The organism is Nostoc sp., assembly GCF_036916735.1.
Lineage (GTDB): Bacteria > Cyanobacteriota > Cyanobacteriia > Cyanobacteriales > Nostocaceae > Nostoc.
In genome coordinates this window covers 14,738-34,436 of record NZ_JBALFV010000115.1, presented here as the reverse complement: position 1 = coordinate 34,436, position 19,699 = coordinate 14,738, and the positions used below count along the sequence as shown (strand labels likewise).

Here is a 19,699-nt window from a genome sequence, read left to right as displayed (position 1 = left end):
ACTTTGCTTTTAGGCGACAAACGTCTTGAGCCGGAAACAGCTTATGCACTGGCTCAAATTATCAAAGCAACTTATCGTTATTTGTTAGAGTGAAAAACATAATTTTGAGCGACTTTCCAATAGCGTGAGAACCGTTCGAGGTCAACATAGCCATCATAGTCAAAAAATGGTTCTACTTCTAGCACTTGGACTGCCATAAAATCCTCTATTTGATTGCAGATATTATCAAATCGGGGACTCGGACTGTTAGCTGTGACGACTAAATTTGCATCATGTTCTTTAGCAAAAGCTAGAATTTCTTGTGCCACATCGCCACGACGGATAACAACAGGTAACTCTAGCAAGCATTCGTAAATAAAAGCGATGCGTTTGAGACTCAGTTGCCATTCCTCTATCAAAGCCTCGTCCCAAACCCAGATAGCTGGCGCATCTGGGTATTTTTCTAGTCCGGGGTTGTATGGACTGAGGCAGTCTCCATGTATCCAAACAATTGGTTTATTCATCTTTTACCTTTCTTTTTGCGCTGCCAACTTTGGCTATTGGCTTGTTTGCTAAATTCCCCTTTAGGAAAAAGTCGCTGTTCTAATTCTTCATAGCTGCCTTCAAAATCACAATGACCGTAAAGCGGACATTTCTGGCAATAAATCCCTTTGGTGTAGCGTTCTAAATTCTCACGATTGAAAAAATATGGTTTCTGACTAAAGGTGCTGGCAACCCACTGCCATGACATATTATTGCTGGCAGGATCTCCATCTAAAAGGTGTTCGAGAAACCATTTGGCTCCTGCTTGCCAACGAATACGCTGCCAATGGATAATATAAGCTGCTAGCCACATTCGGGCGTGGTTATGTAGATAGCCAGTTTCTTTCAAGTCACGGCTAAAACTGTCGATGCAAACCCTACCTGTGGTTCCTTGTCTGATATCTTGCGGCAATTCGGGTGCATATTCAGCCACAGTATAACCAGTTTTGTACTCTTCCTGGTCTTTCCAGATTCCATCTCCTAACTTGACATATAACCGTTGCCAGTAGTCGCGCCAACCTAACTCATTAATTAATTTTGTAGCATCATTTTGGTGCTGTACTTGTTTAAGGACATAATCTCGAATTTCTCGCAAACTCAAAACGCCATAGCGGATGTAAGGCGAAAGTCGCGTCACCGCACCTGTAAAAAAATTACGTGTTTGCGCGTAGCTTACTGGGTCGATTTGTTGCAGTGCTTTTTGTGCAGCTTTGCGTCCCCCTACGGTTTGAGTGATGTGGTCATCGCGTTGTGCCGCATTTGGGAATTGTTCGCGCAGGTAGGCTACCAACTGATCACGGTTGGTAAATTCGCGTTGCATATCTTTAGACATGTGAACTTTGAAGGGTGAGAATAGATAAACAAAAATACTTGTAGGTTAAGTCATTATTATCGCGGATAAATATAAGCGTACACCGGAAGGGTTGCCGCAGGCATCCCTCTCAACCTAATGGGAGAACTTTAATGTGTATGATTTGTCTATAAATTTATTGCCGAAGTTGGCTTCTGATCAAGAGTTGTTCTGCACTAAGCAAGATAATTGGTAACCCTAAAGATACTTTCATGAGGGCTTCCGTGGCCCAATTGTAATACAGCAGATTGGAGAGGGATGTAACGAGCGTCAATGCAATTACAAGCCAGGGTGCGATCGCGATCAAATTCTGTTTCCAAGCTGCCTGTTGGTGCAGTCTAGCTTGGCTTTGGCGTGCGGCTTGACGCCAAAACCTAAAGGTACTGAGTACAGTGAAAATATATGACAGTCCGGCGTTGACTAGCAGAATTGCTTTCAGGTCTGGAGTTATGTCACGATACTGAAGCGCGATCGCCATTAGACAAACTCCTGTTGCTAGATACAGTAGCGTAAACAGGGTAAATTGTCTCATCGTTTTCTCCTTGTGTCTAATCACAAATTGTTGGACGGAAATTTGTCAGACCACCTACTGTTTAAAAAAGAAAGATAGCACTCCATGTATCAAAGGTAATTTTTTATTATTTCATATAAGGGTGACAGTGTCATGACAAAATTATGACAATACTATGCCTAATTTAACACATTAAAACTAGTAGTGTGACACTGCTAATTTATATATCTGACGATAGAAGACTTGAGAACCAAGTTAAAGTTAGTTTTTTCTATGAAAATCAAATAAATTAAAAAATAGCAAAAGAAAATGAATGTACAACTTAAAAACTTATTAATACATTTAATGGCAACATCTCCTGATGATTCCTTAATTGATTGGCAATCTGAAAACCTTTTGAAGGTATTAATCTTTGTTTTTATATTTCTTCTAGCGATGGCAATAAATGCTATTAGTAGTAAAGTAGAACATGCAATTATATTCGCTTTGGTATGCACGCTTATTTCTGGAGCTTTTTTGATAGTTAAATAATCAGAAGTTTCAATGCAACTTCAACTGAAATAATTTAGAGCAGATTTCAAGTTGGTGAGGTACACAAGGTAAGTCTGTTACCTAGATATAAAGCGTATTTTACTCCTGAATTCTGAATTATGCTGTATTTAAAGTTTGCATCTGTAATAGGGAAAGAGATAAAACAATAATTTTAGACACTAATGAAAAACTCCATACCCTTATGGGTGGAGTTTTTGGGCATGAGGAATGGGGCATAGGTAAGATTGTACCGCCACTATGCCCAATGCCCCAAGCAACGGGGCGACTATTCTTCTACACCTACTCAAGGGAATTGAGTTTACTATCACTTTCAATAAATAATAACAATCGCTCAATCTATAGGATTCATATTTGATTGCGTGAAAAAAATTCAGTACACCTTTATTCCTTCTTCCCAGCAATGCACTGAGTTTCGACCTGCAAAAATCGAGTTTCGGCTACGCGGTAATCGAGTTTCGGCTACGCGGTAATCGAGCGGAGTCGAGATTCAACTACCGCTAGTCGTTGTGTCCCAAGTATTGAGTCTCTACGAGTAATTCACCGAATCAAATTGCATTGCTATATGTACAATAGGACTTACGCAAACTCTACAATTCTTGGCGTTCTTGGTGGTTCGATAAATTAAGCTTTTTAGCACTTTTTGCGTAAGTCCTATACAATTCTAAAGCGATGTCTATGACGAGCTACGCTTATGCAATCTCTCACACTCCTATCATGAGCAATATTCCCCAAGTCGGACAACCAGCGCCAGATTTCTCCACCCCTGACCAAAATGGCAATTCAGTCACTCTCGACGACTTCAGCAGTCAGTGGATTGTCCTTTACTTCTACCCAAAAAATGACACACCTGGCTGTACCACCGAAGCGAAAGATTTTACCGAGTTGTATCAAGACTTCAGCAAACTAGGAGCGAAAATCTTAGGCGTTAGTCCAGATTTGGGTAAATCCCATTGTAAATTCATCAGCAAACATAACTTGTCAATCACTCTCTTGAGTGACCCAGAACATATTTTGACAGAAGCCTACGGCGCTTGGCGCTTAAAAAAATTTATGGGCAAAGAATATATGGGTGTTGCTCGGTCAACCTTTCTAATTTCACCTGATAAAATTATTGTCTATGCTTGGTCGAATGTGAAAACCAAAGGTCATGCTCTGGCAGTTTTAACTAAATTACAGGAATTAATAGCCACATAATGTGACTAAATGCAAGTATAGTTAGAGTAATGCTACGTGAAATTGCTCTAAAAACTGCCAGCGTGATGATTGAAGCGAGGAATTAAACTGTTAGCAATTTTAAATAAACATGATTCAAGTTATCCAAGTCCCAAATGTCACTCTTGCCTACTTGAAAGAAAAATTTGCTCTATTAATGTACGCTTATTGGATAGATTCACTTTATATAGACGCAAAAATGATAATTAATTTTTGAATAGATTAAAATAAATAAATCAAGTTAGAAGTTAATTATTTTTGTTATTCTTATCTAAGTTAATACTGAAATAATACCATAATAATTATATTGCATCTTTTAAATTAATTATGGTTCAATTTCTCCAAGCACAAAATGTCGGGCTTGCCTATTTAGAGGAAAAATTTAGTCTACAGCTAGCGCAAGATGAGGCATTCTTCACAGAATGGTTTGAAAATTTACCGGAAGTGACAGATTTAGAAAAGCCAGATTTAGACAAAATAAAATTTCATTTTCTCCGTTTAGTCAAGCGTCCTCCTTTGTCAGAAGAAACGGTGAAATTAGTAGTTTTATCTCTTTTACTCAATTTAGCTGGATTTTATGATGAGCCTTTTTACATGAGAGGCGAGCAATCAATAGAGATTTCTGCGGAGGATGAAGGAGAAGTTATTAGAGGTAGAATTGATTTTTTAGTTATTCAAGAACAATTCTGGTTGTTAGTAATCGAATCTAAAAGGTCTAGCTTTTCTCTTTTAGAAGCTGTACCTCAAGCACTTGTTTATATGTTGGCTAATCCTAGTCAAGACAAACCTACTTTTGGATTAGTAACCAATGGTAGTGATTTTATTTTCCTGAAAATTACCACAGAAAATCAGCCAAAGTATGCTATTTCTGACCGATTTACACTTTTGAAACGAAAAAGTGAACTGTATCGTATCAGGTTCTAAGTATATTAAAAAAATTGAGTCAAATTTTGAGTTAATAATTATGTCTATTCGTCCTATATATCTTGATTGTCACGCTACTACAGCCGTAGATGAACGGGTATTAGCAGCAATGCTCCCATACTTCACAGAAAACTTTGGTAACCCATCTAGTATCGGTCATGTTTATGGTTGGGAAGCAGAAGCTGCTGTTAAGCAAACGCGAGAGATTTTAGCAGCAGCAATTAACGCCACTCCCGAAGAAATTGTTTTTACCAGTGGGGCAACAGAAGCGAATAATTTAGCTATTAAAGGTGTTGCTGAAGCTTATTTTAAAAAAGGTCAGCATATTATTACTGTTGCTACTGAACATAGTGCAGTTATTGACCCTTGTAATTATTTAAAAACTCTCGGTTTTGAAATTACTATTCTGCCTGTTCAACAAGATGGATTGATTGATTTAACTGAGTTAAAAAAAGCTTTCCGTCCTGAGACGATTTTGGTATCGGTGATGGCTGCAAATAACGAAATTGGGGTGTTGCAACCATTGGCAGAAATTGGGGAAATGTGTCATGAGCGCAATATCATATTCCATACTGATGCAGCCCAAGCTATTGGTAAAATTCCCTTAGATGTGCAAGCGATGAAAATTGACTTGATGTCGTTAACCGCACACAAAGTATATGGGCCAAAGGGCATTGGGGCGCTGTACGTCCGCAGGCGCAACCCTAGAGCGCAACTAGCTCCCCAGCAGCACGGCGGCGGACATGAACGGGGGATGCGGTCTGGGACATTGTATACACCGCAAATTGTCGGCTTTGGGAAAGCTGTAGAAATCGCTTTGATAGAACAAGCAACAGAAACCCAACGTCTCACCCAGTTAAGGCAAAGCTTGTGGAAACAGCTTTCCCAAGTTGAAGGAATTCATCTCAACGGACACCCTCAAGAGCGATTGGCGGGAAACTTGAATATCAGCGTTGAGGGGGTAGATGGAGCCGCACTTTTACTAGGATTGCAACCAGTGATGGCGATTTCTTCTGGTTCTGCTTGCTCATCAGCAAGTACTGCACCCTCCCATGTTCTCACAGCACTGGGACATTCAGAAAAGCTAGCTTATGCCTCAGTGCGGTTTGGGATTGGCCGGTTTAATACCCAAGAGGAAATTGATATTGTGGCGAAACATGCGATCGCCACCATTCAAAGTTTACGTAAGACCTCCTTTATGGATTCTCGCCCAGGAAAGCACCAATCTGATCTAGCTCGTGCTGATTGAGGCGAAATTCCCCAGCACCGATGATTCCTTCCACCTGCTTGGGATTGCGTCCGCCAACGATCGCCCCTGTCAACGCCGGATTGTTTAAAGTCCAAGCGATCGCCACTTCACCGGGGGAGCGATCGTGTTGTTGACCAATATGCTGCAATAACTCCACTAACTTCAGGTTACGAGATAGACGTGGCTCTTGAAATTCACTATTATTCTTGCGCCAATCATTATCTGGGAAATTAGCAACCCGCTCAGGTGTCATCTTTCCTGTAAGTAAGCCAGATTGCATTGGTGAATAAACAATCACACCTATGTTGTTTTCCTTACAAAAAGGTAGAATCTCCTTTTCGACATCGGGCTTAACCAGTGAATAAGGCGGCTGCAATGAGGTAACTGGTGCAATCTCCTGGGCACGTTTTAACTGTTCTACATTGAAGTTAGAAACCCCGATATTGCGAACCTTACCCTCATCCTTGAGCTTGGCCAGAGTCGTCCAGCCTTCCTCAACTTCTGAGTCAGGGTTGGGCCAGTGAATCTGGTAGAGATCGATAGTTTCAATGTCGAGTCGGCGCAGACTAGCTTCAACCTCCCGCCGCAGAGAATCCGCCTTCAGGCTGTTACCAATTTTGCCCTTTTCATCCCAAATCAATGAGCATTTAGTAAAAACGTAAGGACGATTAGATCGACCTTTGAGCGCCTTAGCAACAACTTCCTCGGAATGCCCCAGACCATAGACAGCTGCGGTGTCAATCCAATTAACGCCGAGGTCGAGAGCGTGATTGATCGCTTCAATCGATTCCTGGTCATCCTGCGCTCCCCAACCAAAAGCCCACCCACCTCCACCGATCGCCCAGGCTCCAAAGCCAATTGGGGTAATGTGAAGCTCCGAATTCCCGAGCTGTTTGGTTTGCATATCTATGTTTCTCCAAGAATTTTTGAGTCAATTGCTAGTTTAGGTGGCAAATATTTTCTCAACCGCTATCTGAAGTATGAATTACTACTAGCGAAAACACGACAGCGAATCAATACTTATGTAGGATGAATGTTGTGTTGACACATACTACTTATACATTAGTACAGCACAGTGTAAATTCAGCTACTATCTCAATTAACAAAACGAGTGGCTCAACCCCCTTGTCTTCCGGCACAGTGTACTAGACTTGCTCGAAGATAGTAACAGTTCTGAGCGTTTATCAAAATAGATAAGTAATATGTCAGAAGATTTAAAAGGCAAAGTTGCGCTAATCACTGGTGCAAACAAAGGTATTGGGTATGAGATTGCACGCCAACTAGGTTCTAGAGGCGCTACAGTTTTTATTGGTGCAAGAGATATCAAACGTGGTGAAGAAGCGGCGAATAAACTTCGTTTAAATGAGATCGATGCCCGATCAGTTCAACTTGATGTCACCGACCAAAAAACAATCGATTCTGCGGGTAAACAAATTGAGAGCGAATTCCAAAAACTTGACATCCTTGTAAACAATGCTGGGATAATAAGTGATGGCGATCGCCTTCCACCCAGTCAAGTTGATCTTGAAACACTGCGACACACCTACGAGACAAATGTATTTGGAGTTTTTGCAGTTACAAAAACGCTGTTGCCACTCTTAAAGAAGTCAAAAGCAGGGCGAATAGTTAATTTATCAAGTGGTTTAGGTTCTCTGACTCTAAACTCTGACCCAAATTATGAGTTTGCTGATTTTAAGTATCTTGCATATAACTCATCAAAGACAGCAGTAAATGCGATCGCAGTTCTGTTGGCTGCTGAACTTAAAGATACCGCGATTAAAATCAATGCTGCTGATCCTGGTTTTACAGCAACTGACATTAATCAACACCAAGGATACCGCACTGTTGAGCAGGGAGCGATCGCAGCAGTGAGACTTGCCACTCTACCTGATGATGGTTCTAGCGGAGGGTTTTTTGATGAGAATGGCGTGGTTCCTTGGTAGGAATTAGAGGACATTGGGTAGAAGCAAGGGGAAGTAAAAACTTAAACGTTGAGCCTCAGAAGGTGAACATTGAGCCTCAGAAGGTGAACGTCGAGCCTCAGAAGGTCAACATTGAGCCTTAGAAGGTCAACATTGAGCCTTAGAAGGTGAACATTGAGCCTCAGAAGGTGAACATTGAGCCTCAGAAGGTCAACGTTGAACCTCAGAAGGTCAACATTCAAATTTTAATAGACATAAAAGTGAAAAAGAATGTAGAGACGTAGCAATGCTACGTCTCTACAAGGTTCTAGATAACGCATATTTAATTTCTGGAGATGTTTAATAGGGATTTGAATCAATTCGTCCCCTTTTGACACTCCTGAGATAGTACCCAGAGGTTGGTCTGTTTCTCAAGTTAAAGGTGTTGCCACTGCGAACTTTCCAAATTTTGTAATTGGAAAAAGTCAAAGGCGTTCGGGGTTCGCATACTTCCGGTATATGATTGCCAAGTACAAAGTACGCGTCACCCCTACCCATAACTTTCACCAAACCGTTTTTATCTATAAGAACCGATGTACTTTCACTAACCGCTATGCCTAAAACACTGCTAGCTACACCGTCCTTAATTTGACGGGCAATGAAAGCCATAATTCGACCCATTCTTCGCCGCCTGTCGAAGTGCGTATCTACGATGGTTCCCTTCAAATTACTCCAATTGAAAAAATTGTAAGTAAAAGTAATGTCCCGGTAGGGATCTTCGAGTGCATCCCTAGTTTCAATGCCTTTTTCAGAAGAAGCACAAGCATCATAGACACAATCACTTTGGATCATCGCACCCGCACTGGTGCCACCAACACCACCTCCCTTAAGATAAACTGACTTAACAGCAGCCTCAAGCTTGGTATCTTTCCAGTTGCGGATGTATTGACATTGGTCGCCGCCAGCAAAGAAAATTACATCAGCATTTCTGACTTTTTCATAAATCTCAGCTTTGTTTGCTTCTTGTCTATTACGAATCAAAAGAGTTTCCACAGAGTTTACGCCCTTCATGGCATAAATTAGCCGATTGTAATCGTGATTACCATTCGTGCGGAGAACTACAACATTAACTTTAGTGCCAGAGTTACTACTTCCCCGAACTTGGTTGATCATCCACTGGATTGCATCTTCGACATCGGGGCCACCTCCACCTAAGCTAAGGACTGGGCCTGCTAAGGAGGGTCTAGCATCGTCAAAAGAGGCAGAGGGGGAATGACGGACATCGTTAACAGTGTCACCCAGGAAGTAGCGTTTCCAGCTTTCGATAAAACGGGTTATTAGGAAGGTTCCCATCTTCAACAACTTGATTCTTGTACTTTTCAAGCGCCTTGCTATGCTTGGGAATGCCTTTGTCATACTAAACTTTTCGAGCAAACTGCAATTATTGCTAGGCTATTACGCACTTTAATTGCTTATTTTTCCGGGAAATTCGTCCTTTGTCATTAGTCATTTATCAGTTGTCTTTTGTGAATAATCAATGACAAATGACAGTTTTAACGAAAAAATCTGCAACTTAAACGCGTACTAGCTTAACTTTGGCACTAGAGAGGGTAGAATTTCCAGCGTACAGGGTTTGTACTGTTTGTTAACTCAAAATAACGGGGAGTAATCATTTATTCTCTGCCTACTCTGCGAAAATCTCCATATTGCTTGTGTTGTTTATAGTGCAATACGCTTGGGTTAATGCTAGCACTCTTTGTCAAATGGCAAACTTATTTCTACTTAAAGATATATTGACAAAATTTACTCATTTTTAAATTGTTGGGAATGACCTAAAGAGAGATTTTCAAGATAAGTTCTCTCTTTCGGCAGATATGTTTTTACTGTTTATGTTGTAATAATGTTGCTATAAACTATAAAAGTAAATAAAAGTCAGTAGACCGAAAAGTTTTCCAAAAGCTTTACCAGTTATTCATTTATGCTTTGGAATACAATCCACCGAAATCATCTTGTAATCTGCCTTTGAAGAACTTTTGTTCTGGGTGAACTTCAGAGCGATCGCAACTGGCCATGATTCCCCCTCCAAAATCTGCGGCTGAAACCCTGATGATTTGGTCAATTTTCAAAACTTTTCGGTCTACTGAAAGTTAGAAAAACCAAAATTTTTGGATTTTTCATTACTTTTGTACCAATTTATTAGTTACGGCTTATGTGAGTTTGAGTCTGGAAAGGCATAAATATAGGTCAACATGGTTAAACATCTTGGCTAAACCACAGCCTGAAACCCTAGCAATAGCAAGGGCATTTTTGATTTACATAAGGTGTTAGTTAAATAAAAAATACAGGATTTTAATCTCATGAAAAAAATTTTTTTATGTCATAATTCGCACGACAAAAGTTTTGTAAAAAAAGTACATACATACATTAATAAAAAAAGTTATTTTCAGGCCTTAAGATTTGTTAAAGAGAATAAACAAACTTGGTTAGACGAGGATGAATTCAAGCCTGGAGATGAAATTAATCAAGAAATTAATCATCAAATTAATCAAACTAATTGCTGCGTCATTTTTTTAAGTGAATATGGAATAGGAAATTATCAAATACGTGAAATTTTAAAATTAAAAAATAGGTATGATTTTGATAAAAGTCAAGGAGTTCATAAATTTGATTTTAAAGTAATTCCAATCCTTATGCCTAACATTAAAGATGTTGATGAAGTTAAAATGCCAGATAATGAACAGATTAAAAATGTTATATATTCTTTAAAGGAGGAATTAAAGATTAAACAGGAAGAGATTAATGATGTATATATTCATAAAACAAAAAATGAAATTAAAGATTTTTTAAGAATATTTAGTTGGATACGAATAAATTCGTTGACTAAAACAATTACATTATTAATTGGACGTAGCGAGTTTTTAAGTAAATTAAAAAAACATATTCAATCTGATCTTGAACATAACCAAGTTGTCAATTCTTACAATTTTTTTCCAGTAGTTCTTGGAGGAATTACTGTTGCAGGAGTCACTTCATTATTATTTTTACTGGCCACAGCAACAAAACCACCAACAGATGACAATAAACCTTCAAATTTCCAATTACCTCCGAATTTCCAATTACTAATACCCCATGATCATACATATATTATGTTGGGTAATTTTTCTAATGGATTAGCAACTGTAAGAAAGAATGGAAAATCACTTTACATAAATAAAAATTTAGAGGAAACACCGACAATGAAAGAGAAAGATTTTGACGGTGCTCTTGATTTTTCTGCACCAGAGAATTTGGCATTAGCATGGATAAATGGACAAAATAGAGGCTATATTAACATAGACGGAAAATTTCAAATTCAACCAAAGTATGCACAATATATGGCAGGAAGCTTTTCTGAAGGTTTAGCCCACGTCTGTGAAGTCAGTACTTGTGCCTATATAAATAGTAAGGGCGATAAAGTTATAGAAAAAATATCAGATGCAGGTATAAAGAAAACATTTACAGGTGCAGGTCGATTTTCTGACGGTCTAGCACCAGTAAAAACCGATGGGAAGTGGACTTATATCGATGACAAAGGTAATGCTAAATTTCGTCCGCAATTTGACCTAGCTTACCCATTTTCTGAAGGTCTAGCACCAGTTAAATTGGGAGGACAATGGATGTACATTGATAAATATGGTACTGCTATTCCTACTATTTCTAAAGATTTCACAGAAATTACTTACTTTTCGGAAGGACTGGCTGCGGTAAAGAATAAAGATGATAAGTGGGGTTATATTGACAATCAAGGTAAGACTATCATTGAACCACAATTTGATGATGATTATTCTAAACGTCCAAACAAATATAGCTGTGATGCTACAGATGCAGAACAAGAGAGGCTAAGTAGATGTAAGTACTTAGATGATAGACGAAAGTTTTCAAATAGTCCACCATTAGCAGCTATATATAAAAATGGTAAGTGGGGTTATATTGACCGTCAAGGTAAGATTATCATTGAACCACAATTTGATACAGCTAATCCTTTTTCAGAAAAATTAGCTTCTGTATGTGGAGAAGAAAAACAAGTTAAAATGTGTGGCTATATAGCCTATCCATATCCATAGCAGTCTTATTTATTTGTTAGATAGTTTGTATTCATATTGTTTAGGACTATACACATAAAGCTATCTATCTACAATTAAAAGTGGTACTTTAGCAACTTCAGCTAATATTTCAACATATTCAACCAGAATGTGCCTGACTTGATTTAGTTCTGTTCTTAATTCTTGATTTTTATCCCATAATTTTTCATGTTCAACTAACGACATATCTTGAGTTTTTTTACTTTCATAATCTAATAGTAAAGGATGCCATTTCGCTAAAACAGGGCGTAAAACTGTGTTGAGAACTGCTATTGCTAAATAACCGAAAGATATTGAGCTTTCATCTTTAAAACGAGCGATAGAAGCACCAAATTTTTTCAATATCTCTCTAGTAGTAGCAAAAATTGAATAAAGAGAAGACAAGGCTTCTCGCAGCAAACCTTCATCAGATTTTAGCTGTACAATAGATATACGTGTTATTAATTCTACATAAAGTTCCCAAGCTGCTTTCTCATCGTTTTCATCAGGCTGCCAGGAACCTTCTATTTCGCCTATAAAAGGTAACTTAATTTTAACCTTGATATTTTTACTAATAGGCATAATATTTTTTTACTCTTTTGTTTATTTATTTATCATATCATGTCCGGTAGTGTACCCATAATAAAATGAATGAGTAGTCTTTCTCTAACAAGCATTCAAAGTGCGATAAATTCTTAGGCGTTGTTTAGAGTCAGCAACTAATAATTAAGGAATAAAGTTAATTATATAGTGCGAGTACCTTACAAAGATGGCACAACGGAGGATTAGCGTAAGTAGTGCCTGCCGACCACATTAAGCTACAAAGTAGATTGTAAGCAAGCAAATAAACATAAATTTATTTGCGTACCATTGAGTGTGTTTTACATTGTCGAACATTCATAACCAAGGTAGTTTTCAGATGTTTGAAATCCAGTTCAACATCCCAACGTTTACCGTAAACTCAAAAAATTTAGAGAGTAGAATATTGAAATCTGCTATATATCTAACGAGCAATTCTGTGCGCTTACGATCGCTCAAAAAATAATAACGCTCTTTCATCACTCTGGTCAAATAAAAATTTCAGCCAACTTATAAACAAGGCACAGAAATAGGGTTTGGAGCTTTATTTTCTAACATTATGGCTAAAATCATTTATTTTGACTAGAAAGTCTTGTGTAGTAAAAATTAGTGTTTTATTCTCTGGTGAGAGTGATGAAAGAGCTTTATCTTTTTAAATAAAATTTTAACTCCCCAACTTTTTGAAGAAGTCAGGGATCTATGTTTACCAGGCAATTTGCGATCGCTCTTGTACAACTCGCTGATATACTTCTTCAGTTTGCTTGGCTAATTTCGGCCAGCTAAAGCGTCGCTTTAAATCTTCATAAGCGTTATCCACCAGCCATTGCCGATAACCTGGATTTTTCAAAACCTCTAAAATTCCCCAAGCTAAAGAATCGGCATTATTCACCCATGTCACAATGCCTGTTTTGGTATGTTGCACTACTTCTGGGAAACCACCAGTATCAGAAACTACTACAGGAACACGAGAAGCAAAGCTTTCTAAAGCCACAATCCCAAAAGGTTCGTAAAGACTAGGAAACACTGCACAGTCAGCCACAGTTTGGAATCTATCTAAGTATCTATCAGAGAGAAAACCTGTAAAATAACAATTATGCCAAATTCCCAAATCCCAGGCTTGGCGCTTGAGATGGTCAGTATTGCCGCCACCAACAATGACAAATTTAACATTACCTCCCATTTGGGAAAGGATTTTGGGTGCGGCATTGAGCAATATAGGTACACCCTTTTCGTAAGTCATGCGACCGAGATAATAAACGATTTTCTCATCGTCTGTGGCGAATTGGCGGCGAAAATTTACAGCGTGAAAATCTACGTGATGCTGTTTCTTTTCGGCTCGGATACCGTTATAAATGACATCGATTTTGTCCCAAGGACTGTATAGCGATCGCTCTACTTCTTGGCGCATATAGTCGCTACAAACAATAATCCGCCAAGCATTGAAAGCTAGCAAGTTTTCTTTGCCATAAATATAGTTTTGGATATCTGTGTGAATACCGTTATAGCGCCCGTATTCTGTAGCGTGAATTGTGGCAATTAGCGGGATTTTAAAATTATGCTTGAGGGCGATCGCAGCATCTCCTACTAACCAATCATGGGCATGAATTAAATCAAAAGGCCCTTCCTCTAAAATCAACTTACCACCGTGATCTCCCATACTCAGGTTGAGATTGACTACCCAGTGGAAAAAATCGTTACTATGTCCCACTGGCACTCGATGCACCTTTACTCCCTCAACCACCTCATACATCGACGCCTGACCAAACTCCGCCGTAATCAGGTGAACTTCATGTCCTAGCTTTACCAGTTCCGGGTACAACTCCGCTACATGCCGTGCAATTCCCCCAACAATTCTCGGCGGAAACTCCCAACTCAGTACCAGTATCTTCATTTACCAGATTCCCCGACACTTTACAAATATCTAAAAAATTACATTTACTTAAAAATACAAGGGTGGCAAATGCAATGAGTATGTTTACTAAAATTTTTAGATTTTTTAACAGTTATTTTGTTAAAGCTTATCAAAGGTTATTAACTACAGGCTAGCGATAAGAAGCAAGGTGTAAACAACGCCCGTAATTTGTTCTACTGTAATTAAAATTAACGGATATTGAAGAAGAATTTAGAAGTCAGAAGAACAAAACTGTGGTGGGGGACTAAAAAGCTCACATTCAAATCTTCGCGGACTTGCTATCGTTGCGCTATCTGCCACTCAGACTCAAATTCATTCTGACTCCTGAATTCTATTAACTTTGATCCAAGCGCAGTACTGCCATAAAGGCTTCCTGCGGTACATCCACAGTACCCACAGATTTCATCCGCTTTTTACCTTTTGCTTGCTTCTGTAATAATTTTTTCTTCCGGCTGATGTCACCACCGTAGCACTTGGCTAGCACATCTTTCCGCAAAGCAGGGATGTGTTCGCTGGCAATAACTTTACTGCCAATAGATGCCTGAATTGGCACTTTAAATTGATGGCGGGGAATTAGTTCCTTGAGTTTTTCTGCCATTGCCCGCCCGACGTTGTAAGCTTTATCTCGATGCACAATCATCGCCAAGGAATCCACAGGATCGCCGTTAATCATAATATCCAGCTTCACCAGAGGATTTTCACGGTAGCCAATGAGGTGATATTCCATACTAGCGTAACCGCGCGATCGCGACTTCATTTGATCAAAAAAGTCAGTCACAACTTCTGCTAAGGGTAGCTCATACGTAAGTGTGGTTCGTCCTTGGGTGAGATATTTCATATCTTTGAAGATGCCACGGCGGTTTTGTGACAACTCCATCAAGCTGCCGACATAAGTTTCCGGGGTAATCATCTCTACTTGGACGTAGGGTTCTTCAATTTTTTGGCGATCATTGGGAGAAGGTAAGCGGCTAGGATTATCAACGTACAGTTCCTCACCTTTGACGGTAATTACCTTATAAACCACCGAGGGGGCTGTAATGATTAAATCTAAGTTATACTCCCGCTCTAAGCGTTCCTGAACAATTTCCATGTGCAGTAAGCCCAAGAATCCGCAACGGAAGCCAAACCCCATCGCGCTTGAAGTTTCTGGTTCGTAATGTAGCGCTGCATCGTTGAGTTCGAGCTTTTCCAAGGCTTCCCGCAAATCTTCAAATTGGTCTGCATCAATGGGGAACATCCCGCAAAAAACCATTGGGTTTGCTTCTGCGTAACCTGGTAAGGGTGACTCTGCTTTTGCCTTACTGAGGGTAATTGTGTCTCCTACCCGTGCATCAGCTACGGCCTTAATTGCTGCTCCCAAATAGCCTACTTCGCCAGCGTGCAGTTCATCAACTTGCTTTTGAGTGGGAGAAAGAACGCCTAGCTCATCAATTTCAAATTCTTTACCAGATGCCATTAAATGGATGCGATCGCCTTTTTTCACTGTGCCATCCATCACCCGGAAATACACAATTACTCCCCGGTAGCTGTCGTAATAGCTATCAAATATTAACGCTCGTAAGCGTTCATTTATGGTATTGGGCGGTGGTGGTATCCGCTCCACAACTGCTTCTAAAATCTCATCAATACCAATTCCTTCTTTAGCAGAAGCAAGAATCGCACCACTGCAATCTAGACCGATAATTTCTTCAATTTCGCCAATTACTCGTTCTGGTTCAGCCCCAGGCAAATCGATTTTATTCAAAACCGGAATAATTTCCAGGTTATTCTCTAACGCTAAATATACATTTGCCAAAGTTTGCGCCTCTACACCTTGGGACGCATCTACTACCAATAGCGCTCCTTCACAAGCAACAAGAGAACGGGAGACTTCATAAGAGAAATCCACATGTCCCGGAGTATCAATTAAGTTCAGCACATACTGCTGACCATCCTTAGCGGTGTAATTCATCCGGGCAGCTTGCAGCTTAATTGTAATGCCGCGCTCCCGTTCCAAATCCATATTGTCGAGAAACTGTTCCTTCATCTGTCGGTCTTCAACAGTGCCAGTAGCTTGTAGCAAGCGATCGGCGAGGGTTGATTTCCCGTGGTCGATGTGAGCAATAATACAAAAATTGCGAATGCGAACTGCGGGAACGTCAGTCATATACTATCTTTGCCTTAGCAGCAACCAAAGTTAAAAGAGCAATTTACTTCATGTATTTTAATGCTTTCTTAGCCAAGACGCTGCTAGCTTTTAGTGCTGAGTGCTGAGTTAGGAGTTAGGAGTTAGGAGTTAAAAGTTATTATTCTTCCCCTGCCCCCTGCCCCCTGCTCCCCTGCCCCTGCCCCCTGCCCCCTGCCCCTCTTCACTCCATCTTTAATTTTCGATCTAAATAGGTGGACTTTTAAGAATATTATGAAAGTCTATTTGTCGCTGCTAGTATTCAACAGCTAGGAGCGTACAATAAATGTAAATAAGTACATGTAGGGATTGTAGACAATTACCACCCGTAATTACCTATAATCACTGATTTATCGGCACAATTTCTAAAGTCATTGTCTAGTCAGTTATGTGAAAAAAGCGATTTGAAACTTAAAGCTGTTACTTTGGTGCTATTTCGGGGAACTATGTAAATGTCCCATTGAAGATTTTTCAGTGAATTAGCCCAAATTATGAGTATAACTACTTTACAAAGCTTTAGACAAAACCAATTCAGAATATATCAAATCTATGAATATGCAAGAGAAAACTACCGATGCGGAAAATACACGAGCCGATAAGGTAGAAATTGCTCTCCGCCTGGACTCCGAGCTACTAGAGCAAATTCAGCATCTCACCAATGACCCAAGTAAAGTGATTGAGGTGGCGATTCGCCAGTGGTTACGGGGTGAAATCCTAAGAGATGACGAACTGACGCGTACCCCTTTGCGTAAACCTGTTCCTCCTCGGGGTGAATGGAATGATTGACGCTATTAATCAGCTGTCAATGGAACTTAAAAAGTGAAGTTTGCCAATTTGGATTTCAGATCGCTAAGAAATACTCAATAAAAAACGAAAAAGCTGTAAGAATTTATGCAAAAATTTGAGCAGCTTTAGTAAAATTACGGTCGGATACCCTTTGTCTATCCAACTCAATTAATGACTATTACTGCCAATTCCCAATTATCAAATGTATTTTCCCAAAATCTGGAATCTATTACCAGTGAGACTGATGGCTCATTAGCAACTCTAGGAGCCGAGTTGGTGTATACGCAAGATAGGGCAGGGCGCTATCTGACCTTTTGTTGGCAGCATAGCGAACTCCTGGGGTTAAATACCGAAAAAATAGTTGATGAACTGAATCAGACCCAAACCTTTGCCCCGGTGGATAAGGTTACTTATTTGGAACTATTGCACCGAATTTTGACAAGTTTGGTGCCAGAAAGGTTTCAGTGTTGGTTTAGCTACCACCAGGAATTATTTGAGTTGGACTTGGTGATTAGTCCAATTATGCCGAGTTTGGGAACGACTGCCACTACAGTTTTAGTGATGGGACGCTTAATGCAGGCAACACTCAACAAAAAACAAGTGCCTGTGGCATCAAAAACGCCCAGACAAATAGAGTTAGCAATCCGGTCGCAGCAACACCAAAAACGGGTCAATCGCATTACCAAAAATATCCGCCGGACTTTGGATTTAGATATTATTTGGCAGCAAACAGTTGATAGTTTAGGGAAGGCACTGCGGCTAGAGCGCTGTATTATTTGTCCTTATCAGCCCTCTAGCTCAAAAGTGGAAGTGAAGGCTGAATATCACCAGGCAGTACTTAAATCAATGCTTGGCTTACAAATAGATATAGCTTCAGAGCCTGCCTTTACTCAAGCTTTGGCCACCCTAGAACCAGTTGTAATGGAAGTGCCTGGATACGCACAGTCTGGGCGGCAGAAAACTTTGGTAATTGCAACTTGCTATCAAGACCAGGCTAATGGATTGGTTGCCTTAAGTTGGCGGGATGAATGCTACACATTATCAGAATCAGAATTAGAACTGGCAAAAGAAGCAGCAGATCAATTGGGGACAGCGATCGCTCATGCTACTTTATATGAAGAATTAGAAGTAGCGCGTCAAAAAGCCGAAGAAGCTTCCCGCCTCAAAAGTGAGTTTCTGGCTAATGTATCCCATGAAATTCGGACTCCCCTCAACGGCATGATTGGCTTCTTGAAGCTGATTTTGGAAGGGATGGCAGATGACCCAGAAGAACAAAACCAGTTTTTGTCAGAAGCTCACCACTTATCGATACATCTGCTGAATATTATCAATGACATTTTGGACATCGCTAAAATCGAAGCTGGCAAAATGGAACTAACTTACGCTCCAGTCAAGCTAGATGAGCTATTCAATGATGTCGAAAATTTCATGCGTCCCCAAGCAGAAATGAGAAACCTCAGCTTCCAGATGCAAATGCCTCCTACCTCCGATGAAATTATTGTCCAAAGTAACTATCAACGGTTGCTACAAGTTATGCTCAATTTGGTAGGTAATGCCATCAAATTTACCCATGAGGGTGGTGTTACCGTCAGCGCCGATTTAGTACTCAAAAAGGCGAACTTTCAAGATCAGCAGTTTCCTGGCATGGTAAAAGTACGTGTAGCAGACACTGGTATTGGTGTTTCTTTAGACAAACAAGATAAACTCTTTCAATTATTCTCTCAGGTGGATGGTTCCCGTACTCGCCACTACGGCGGTACAGGTTTAGGATTGGCAATATCCCAAAAGCTAGTGGAGGCAATGGGCGGCGAGGTACATTTTTATAGTCTGGGCGAAGGACTTGGTTCAACAGTCACATTCACCGTGCCACTATATCAACAACCAGTTATGGTTTCATCTAATGATGGCGACTCAACAAACAGTGCTGAATGTTAGTCATTAGTCATTAATCATTTGGAAGATTAGCAGTACTGGGTTTTGAGTTTTAAATTTTAAAGTTTTTTAGAAATTATTATTTAATAACCATATTAGGCACTTGTACTGAGCGTTGACGTAAAGCCTGCGGCATAGCTACCCTTAGGGCGCAGCCTCTGATAAAGAAATATGGAGTATTGGGAAAAAACTTTCCTTGTCCTCACCTTCTAGCGTTCTCTTCAGGACTTTAACCGCTAAAGTAGAGTAGGAGGGCTTGCACGAGAAATTGTTCAGCCAATCTAATCTCAAGTTGCTAAAATCAGCAGTGGTTTAGTCAAAAGTCATTAAAAACTGACACTTGACAATCTAGCGGCAATTAGATTTAGGATCGATTTCACAAAGCTGGAAAACAAAATTTTGGATAATGGTTAATGAGTAACCGCGCATAGGGCACAAAGATTATTATTATTCAATGCCCCATGCCCAATGCCCAATGCCCCATGCCCAATCCCCATCATTAACT

The 19,699-nt window shown here is 39.9% G+C and carries 15 protein-coding genes and 1 pseudogene; 7 read left to right on the top strand and 9 right to left on the bottom strand.

Annotated elements, in window-relative coordinates; genetic code table 11:
* Positions 1-77: 77 nt before the first annotated feature.
* The 3 genes from V7L20_RS28680 to V7L20_RS28670 all read right to left on the bottom strand — a co-directional run bounded on the left by V7L20_RS28680 (position 78) and on the right by V7L20_RS28670 (position 1,904).
* Positions 78-503 carry a hypothetical protein gene (locus tag V7L20_RS28680; protein WP_334747333.1) on the bottom strand — a complete coding sequence of 142 codons (426 nt, stop codon included), beginning with the start codon at positions 501-503 and terminating at the stop codon, positions 78-80.
* Positions 500-1,354, bottom strand: coding sequence for an FAD-binding domain-containing protein (locus tag V7L20_RS28675; RefSeq protein WP_334747332.1), 855 nt, complete (start codon positions 1,352-1,354; stop codon positions 500-502). Before V7L20_RS28675 ends, V7L20_RS28680 begins: the two co-directional genes overlap by 4 nt.
* 154 nt (positions 1,355-1,508) lie before the next feature.
* Positions 1,509-1,904, bottom strand: a complete 396-nt coding sequence (locus tag V7L20_RS28670; RefSeq protein WP_334747331.1) for a hypothetical protein — start codon at positions 1,902-1,904, stop codon at positions 1,509-1,511.
* A gap of 1,245 nt (positions 1,905-3,149) precedes the next feature.
* Between V7L20_RS28670 and bcp the strand changes: the two genes are divergently transcribed.
* The 3 genes and pseudogenes from bcp (at position 3,150) to V7L20_RS28655 (ending at position 5,820) form a co-directional block, all read left to right on the top strand.
* Entirely contained in the window at positions 3,150-3,629 is a 480-nt protein-coding gene (bcp, locus tag V7L20_RS28665; protein ID WP_334747335.1) for a thioredoxin-dependent thiol peroxidase, read from the top strand.
* A 345-nt stretch (positions 3,630-3,974) separates the two neighbouring features.
* Positions 3,975-4,606: pseudogene (locus V7L20_RS28660) on the top strand (restriction endonuclease subunit R).
* 5 nt (positions 4,607-4,611) lie between these two features.
* Entirely contained in the window at positions 4,612-5,820 is a 1,209-nt protein-coding gene (locus V7L20_RS28655) for a cysteine desulfurase family protein (RefSeq protein WP_334747330.1), read from the top strand.
* On the opposite strand, the gene V7L20_RS28650 is transcribed toward V7L20_RS28655, so the two are convergent.
* On the bottom strand, positions 5,768-6,724 hold the full coding sequence (locus V7L20_RS28650) for an aldo/keto reductase (protein WP_334747329.1): 957 nt from the start codon (positions 6,722-6,724) through the stop codon (positions 5,768-5,770). The genes V7L20_RS28655 and V7L20_RS28650 overlap by 53 nt on opposite strands.
* 298 nt (positions 6,725-7,022) lie before the next feature.
* Here V7L20_RS28650 and V7L20_RS28645 point away from each other — a divergent pair, with 298 nt between their 5' ends.
* Entirely contained in the window at positions 7,023-7,763 is a 741-nt protein-coding gene (locus V7L20_RS28645; protein WP_334747328.1) for an SDR family oxidoreductase, read from the top strand.
* A gap of 318 nt (positions 7,764-8,081) precedes the next feature.
* On the opposite strand, the gene V7L20_RS28640 is transcribed toward V7L20_RS28645, so the two are convergent.
* Entirely contained in the window at positions 8,082-9,137 is a 1,056-nt protein-coding gene (locus V7L20_RS28640; RefSeq protein WP_334747327.1) for a cyanophycinase, read from the bottom strand.
* A 560-nt stretch (positions 9,138-9,697) separates the two neighbouring features.
* Complete coding sequence (locus V7L20_RS28635) at positions 9,698-9,847, bottom strand: hypothetical protein (RefSeq protein WP_334747326.1); 150 nt, start codon at positions 9,845-9,847, stop codon at positions 9,698-9,700.
* A gap of 231 nt (positions 9,848-10,078) precedes the next feature.
* Here V7L20_RS28635 and V7L20_RS28630 point away from each other — a divergent pair, with 231 nt between their 5' ends.
* Positions 10,079-11,824, top strand: coding sequence for a WG repeat-containing protein (locus tag V7L20_RS28630; RefSeq protein ID WP_334747325.1), 1,746 nt, complete (start codon positions 10,079-10,081; stop codon positions 11,822-11,824).
* Positions 11,825-11,884: 60 nt separating this feature from the next.
* On the opposite strand, the gene V7L20_RS28625 is transcribed toward V7L20_RS28630, so the two are convergent.
* The 3 genes from V7L20_RS28625 to lepA form a co-directional block, all read right to left on the bottom strand.
* Positions 11,885-12,403 carry a hypothetical protein gene (locus V7L20_RS28625; protein ID WP_334747324.1) on the bottom strand — a complete coding sequence of 173 codons (519 nt, stop codon included), beginning with the start codon at positions 12,401-12,403 and terminating at the stop codon, positions 11,885-11,887.
* Between the two features lie 700 nt (positions 12,404-13,103).
* Positions 13,104-14,291 (bottom strand): glycosyltransferase family 4 protein, encoded by a 1,188-nt coding sequence (locus V7L20_RS28620; protein ID WP_334747323.1) that lies wholly within the window; start codon positions 14,289-14,291, stop codon positions 13,104-13,106.
* 355 nt (positions 14,292-14,646) lie between these two features.
* Positions 14,647-16,458, bottom strand: a complete 1,812-nt coding sequence (lepA, locus tag V7L20_RS28615; protein ID WP_334747322.1) for a translation elongation factor 4 — start codon at positions 16,456-16,458, stop codon at positions 14,647-14,649.
* A gap of 567 nt (positions 16,459-17,025) precedes the next feature.
* Here lepA and V7L20_RS28610 point away from each other — a divergent pair.
* Positions 17,026-17,262 (top strand): hypothetical protein, encoded by a 237-nt coding sequence (locus tag V7L20_RS28610; RefSeq protein WP_334747321.1) that lies wholly within the window; start codon positions 17,026-17,028, stop codon positions 17,260-17,262.
* 171 nt (positions 17,263-17,433) lie between these two features.
* Positions 17,434-19,197 carry a sensor histidine kinase gene (locus V7L20_RS28605; protein ID WP_334747320.1) on the top strand — a complete coding sequence of 588 codons (1,764 nt, stop codon included), beginning with the start codon at positions 17,434-17,436 and terminating at the stop codon, positions 19,195-19,197.
* Positions 19,198-19,699: the final 502 nt, after the last annotated feature.

Excerpts from the sequence above, each read along its gene's own strand:
- V7L20_RS28680 (WP_334747333.1), bottom strand. The coding sequence starts at position 503 with ATGAATAAACCAATTGTTTGGATACATGGAGACTGCCTCAGTCCATAC.
- V7L20_RS28675 (WP_334747332.1), bottom strand. The coding sequence starts at position 1,354 with ATGTCTAAAGATATGCAACGCGAATTTACCAACCGTGATCAGTTGGTA.
- V7L20_RS28670 (WP_334747331.1), bottom strand. The coding sequence starts at position 1,904 with ATGAGACAATTTACCCTGTTTACGCTACTGTATCTAGCAACAGGAGTT.
- bcp (WP_334747335.1), top strand. The coding sequence starts at position 3,150 with ATGAGCAATATTCCCCAAGTCGGACAACCAGCGCCAGATTTCTCCACC.
- V7L20_RS28655 (WP_334747330.1), top strand. The coding sequence starts at position 4,612 with ATGTCTATTCGTCCTATATATCTTGATTGTCACGCTACTACAGCCGTA.
- V7L20_RS28650 (WP_334747329.1), bottom strand. The coding sequence starts at position 6,724 with ATGCAAACCAAACAGCTCGGGAATTCGGAGCTTCACATTACCCCAATT.
- V7L20_RS28645 (WP_334747328.1), top strand. The coding sequence starts at position 7,023 with ATGTCAGAAGATTTAAAAGGCAAAGTTGCGCTAATCACTGGTGCAAAC.
- V7L20_RS28640 (WP_334747327.1), bottom strand. The coding sequence starts at position 9,137 with ATGACAAAGGCATTCCCAAGCATAGCAAGGCGCTTGAAAAGTACAAGA.
- V7L20_RS28630 (WP_334747325.1), top strand. The coding sequence starts at position 10,079 with ATGAAAAAAATTTTTTTATGTCATAATTCGCACGACAAAAGTTTTGTA.
- V7L20_RS28625 (WP_334747324.1), bottom strand. The coding sequence starts at position 12,403 with ATGCCTATTAGTAAAAATATCAAGGTTAAAATTAAGTTACCTTTTATA.
- V7L20_RS28620 (WP_334747323.1), bottom strand. The coding sequence starts at position 14,291 with ATGAAGATACTGGTACTGAGTTGGGAGTTTCCGCCGAGAATTGTTGGG.
- lepA (WP_334747322.1), bottom strand. The coding sequence starts at position 16,458 with ATGACTGACGTTCCCGCAGTTCGCATTCGCAATTTTTGTATTATTGCT.
- V7L20_RS28610 (WP_334747321.1), top strand. The coding sequence starts at position 17,026 with ATGAATATGCAAGAGAAAACTACCGATGCGGAAAATACACGAGCCGAT.
- V7L20_RS28605 (WP_334747320.1), top strand. The coding sequence starts at position 17,434 with ATGACTATTACTGCCAATTCCCAATTATCAAATGTATTTTCCCAAAAT.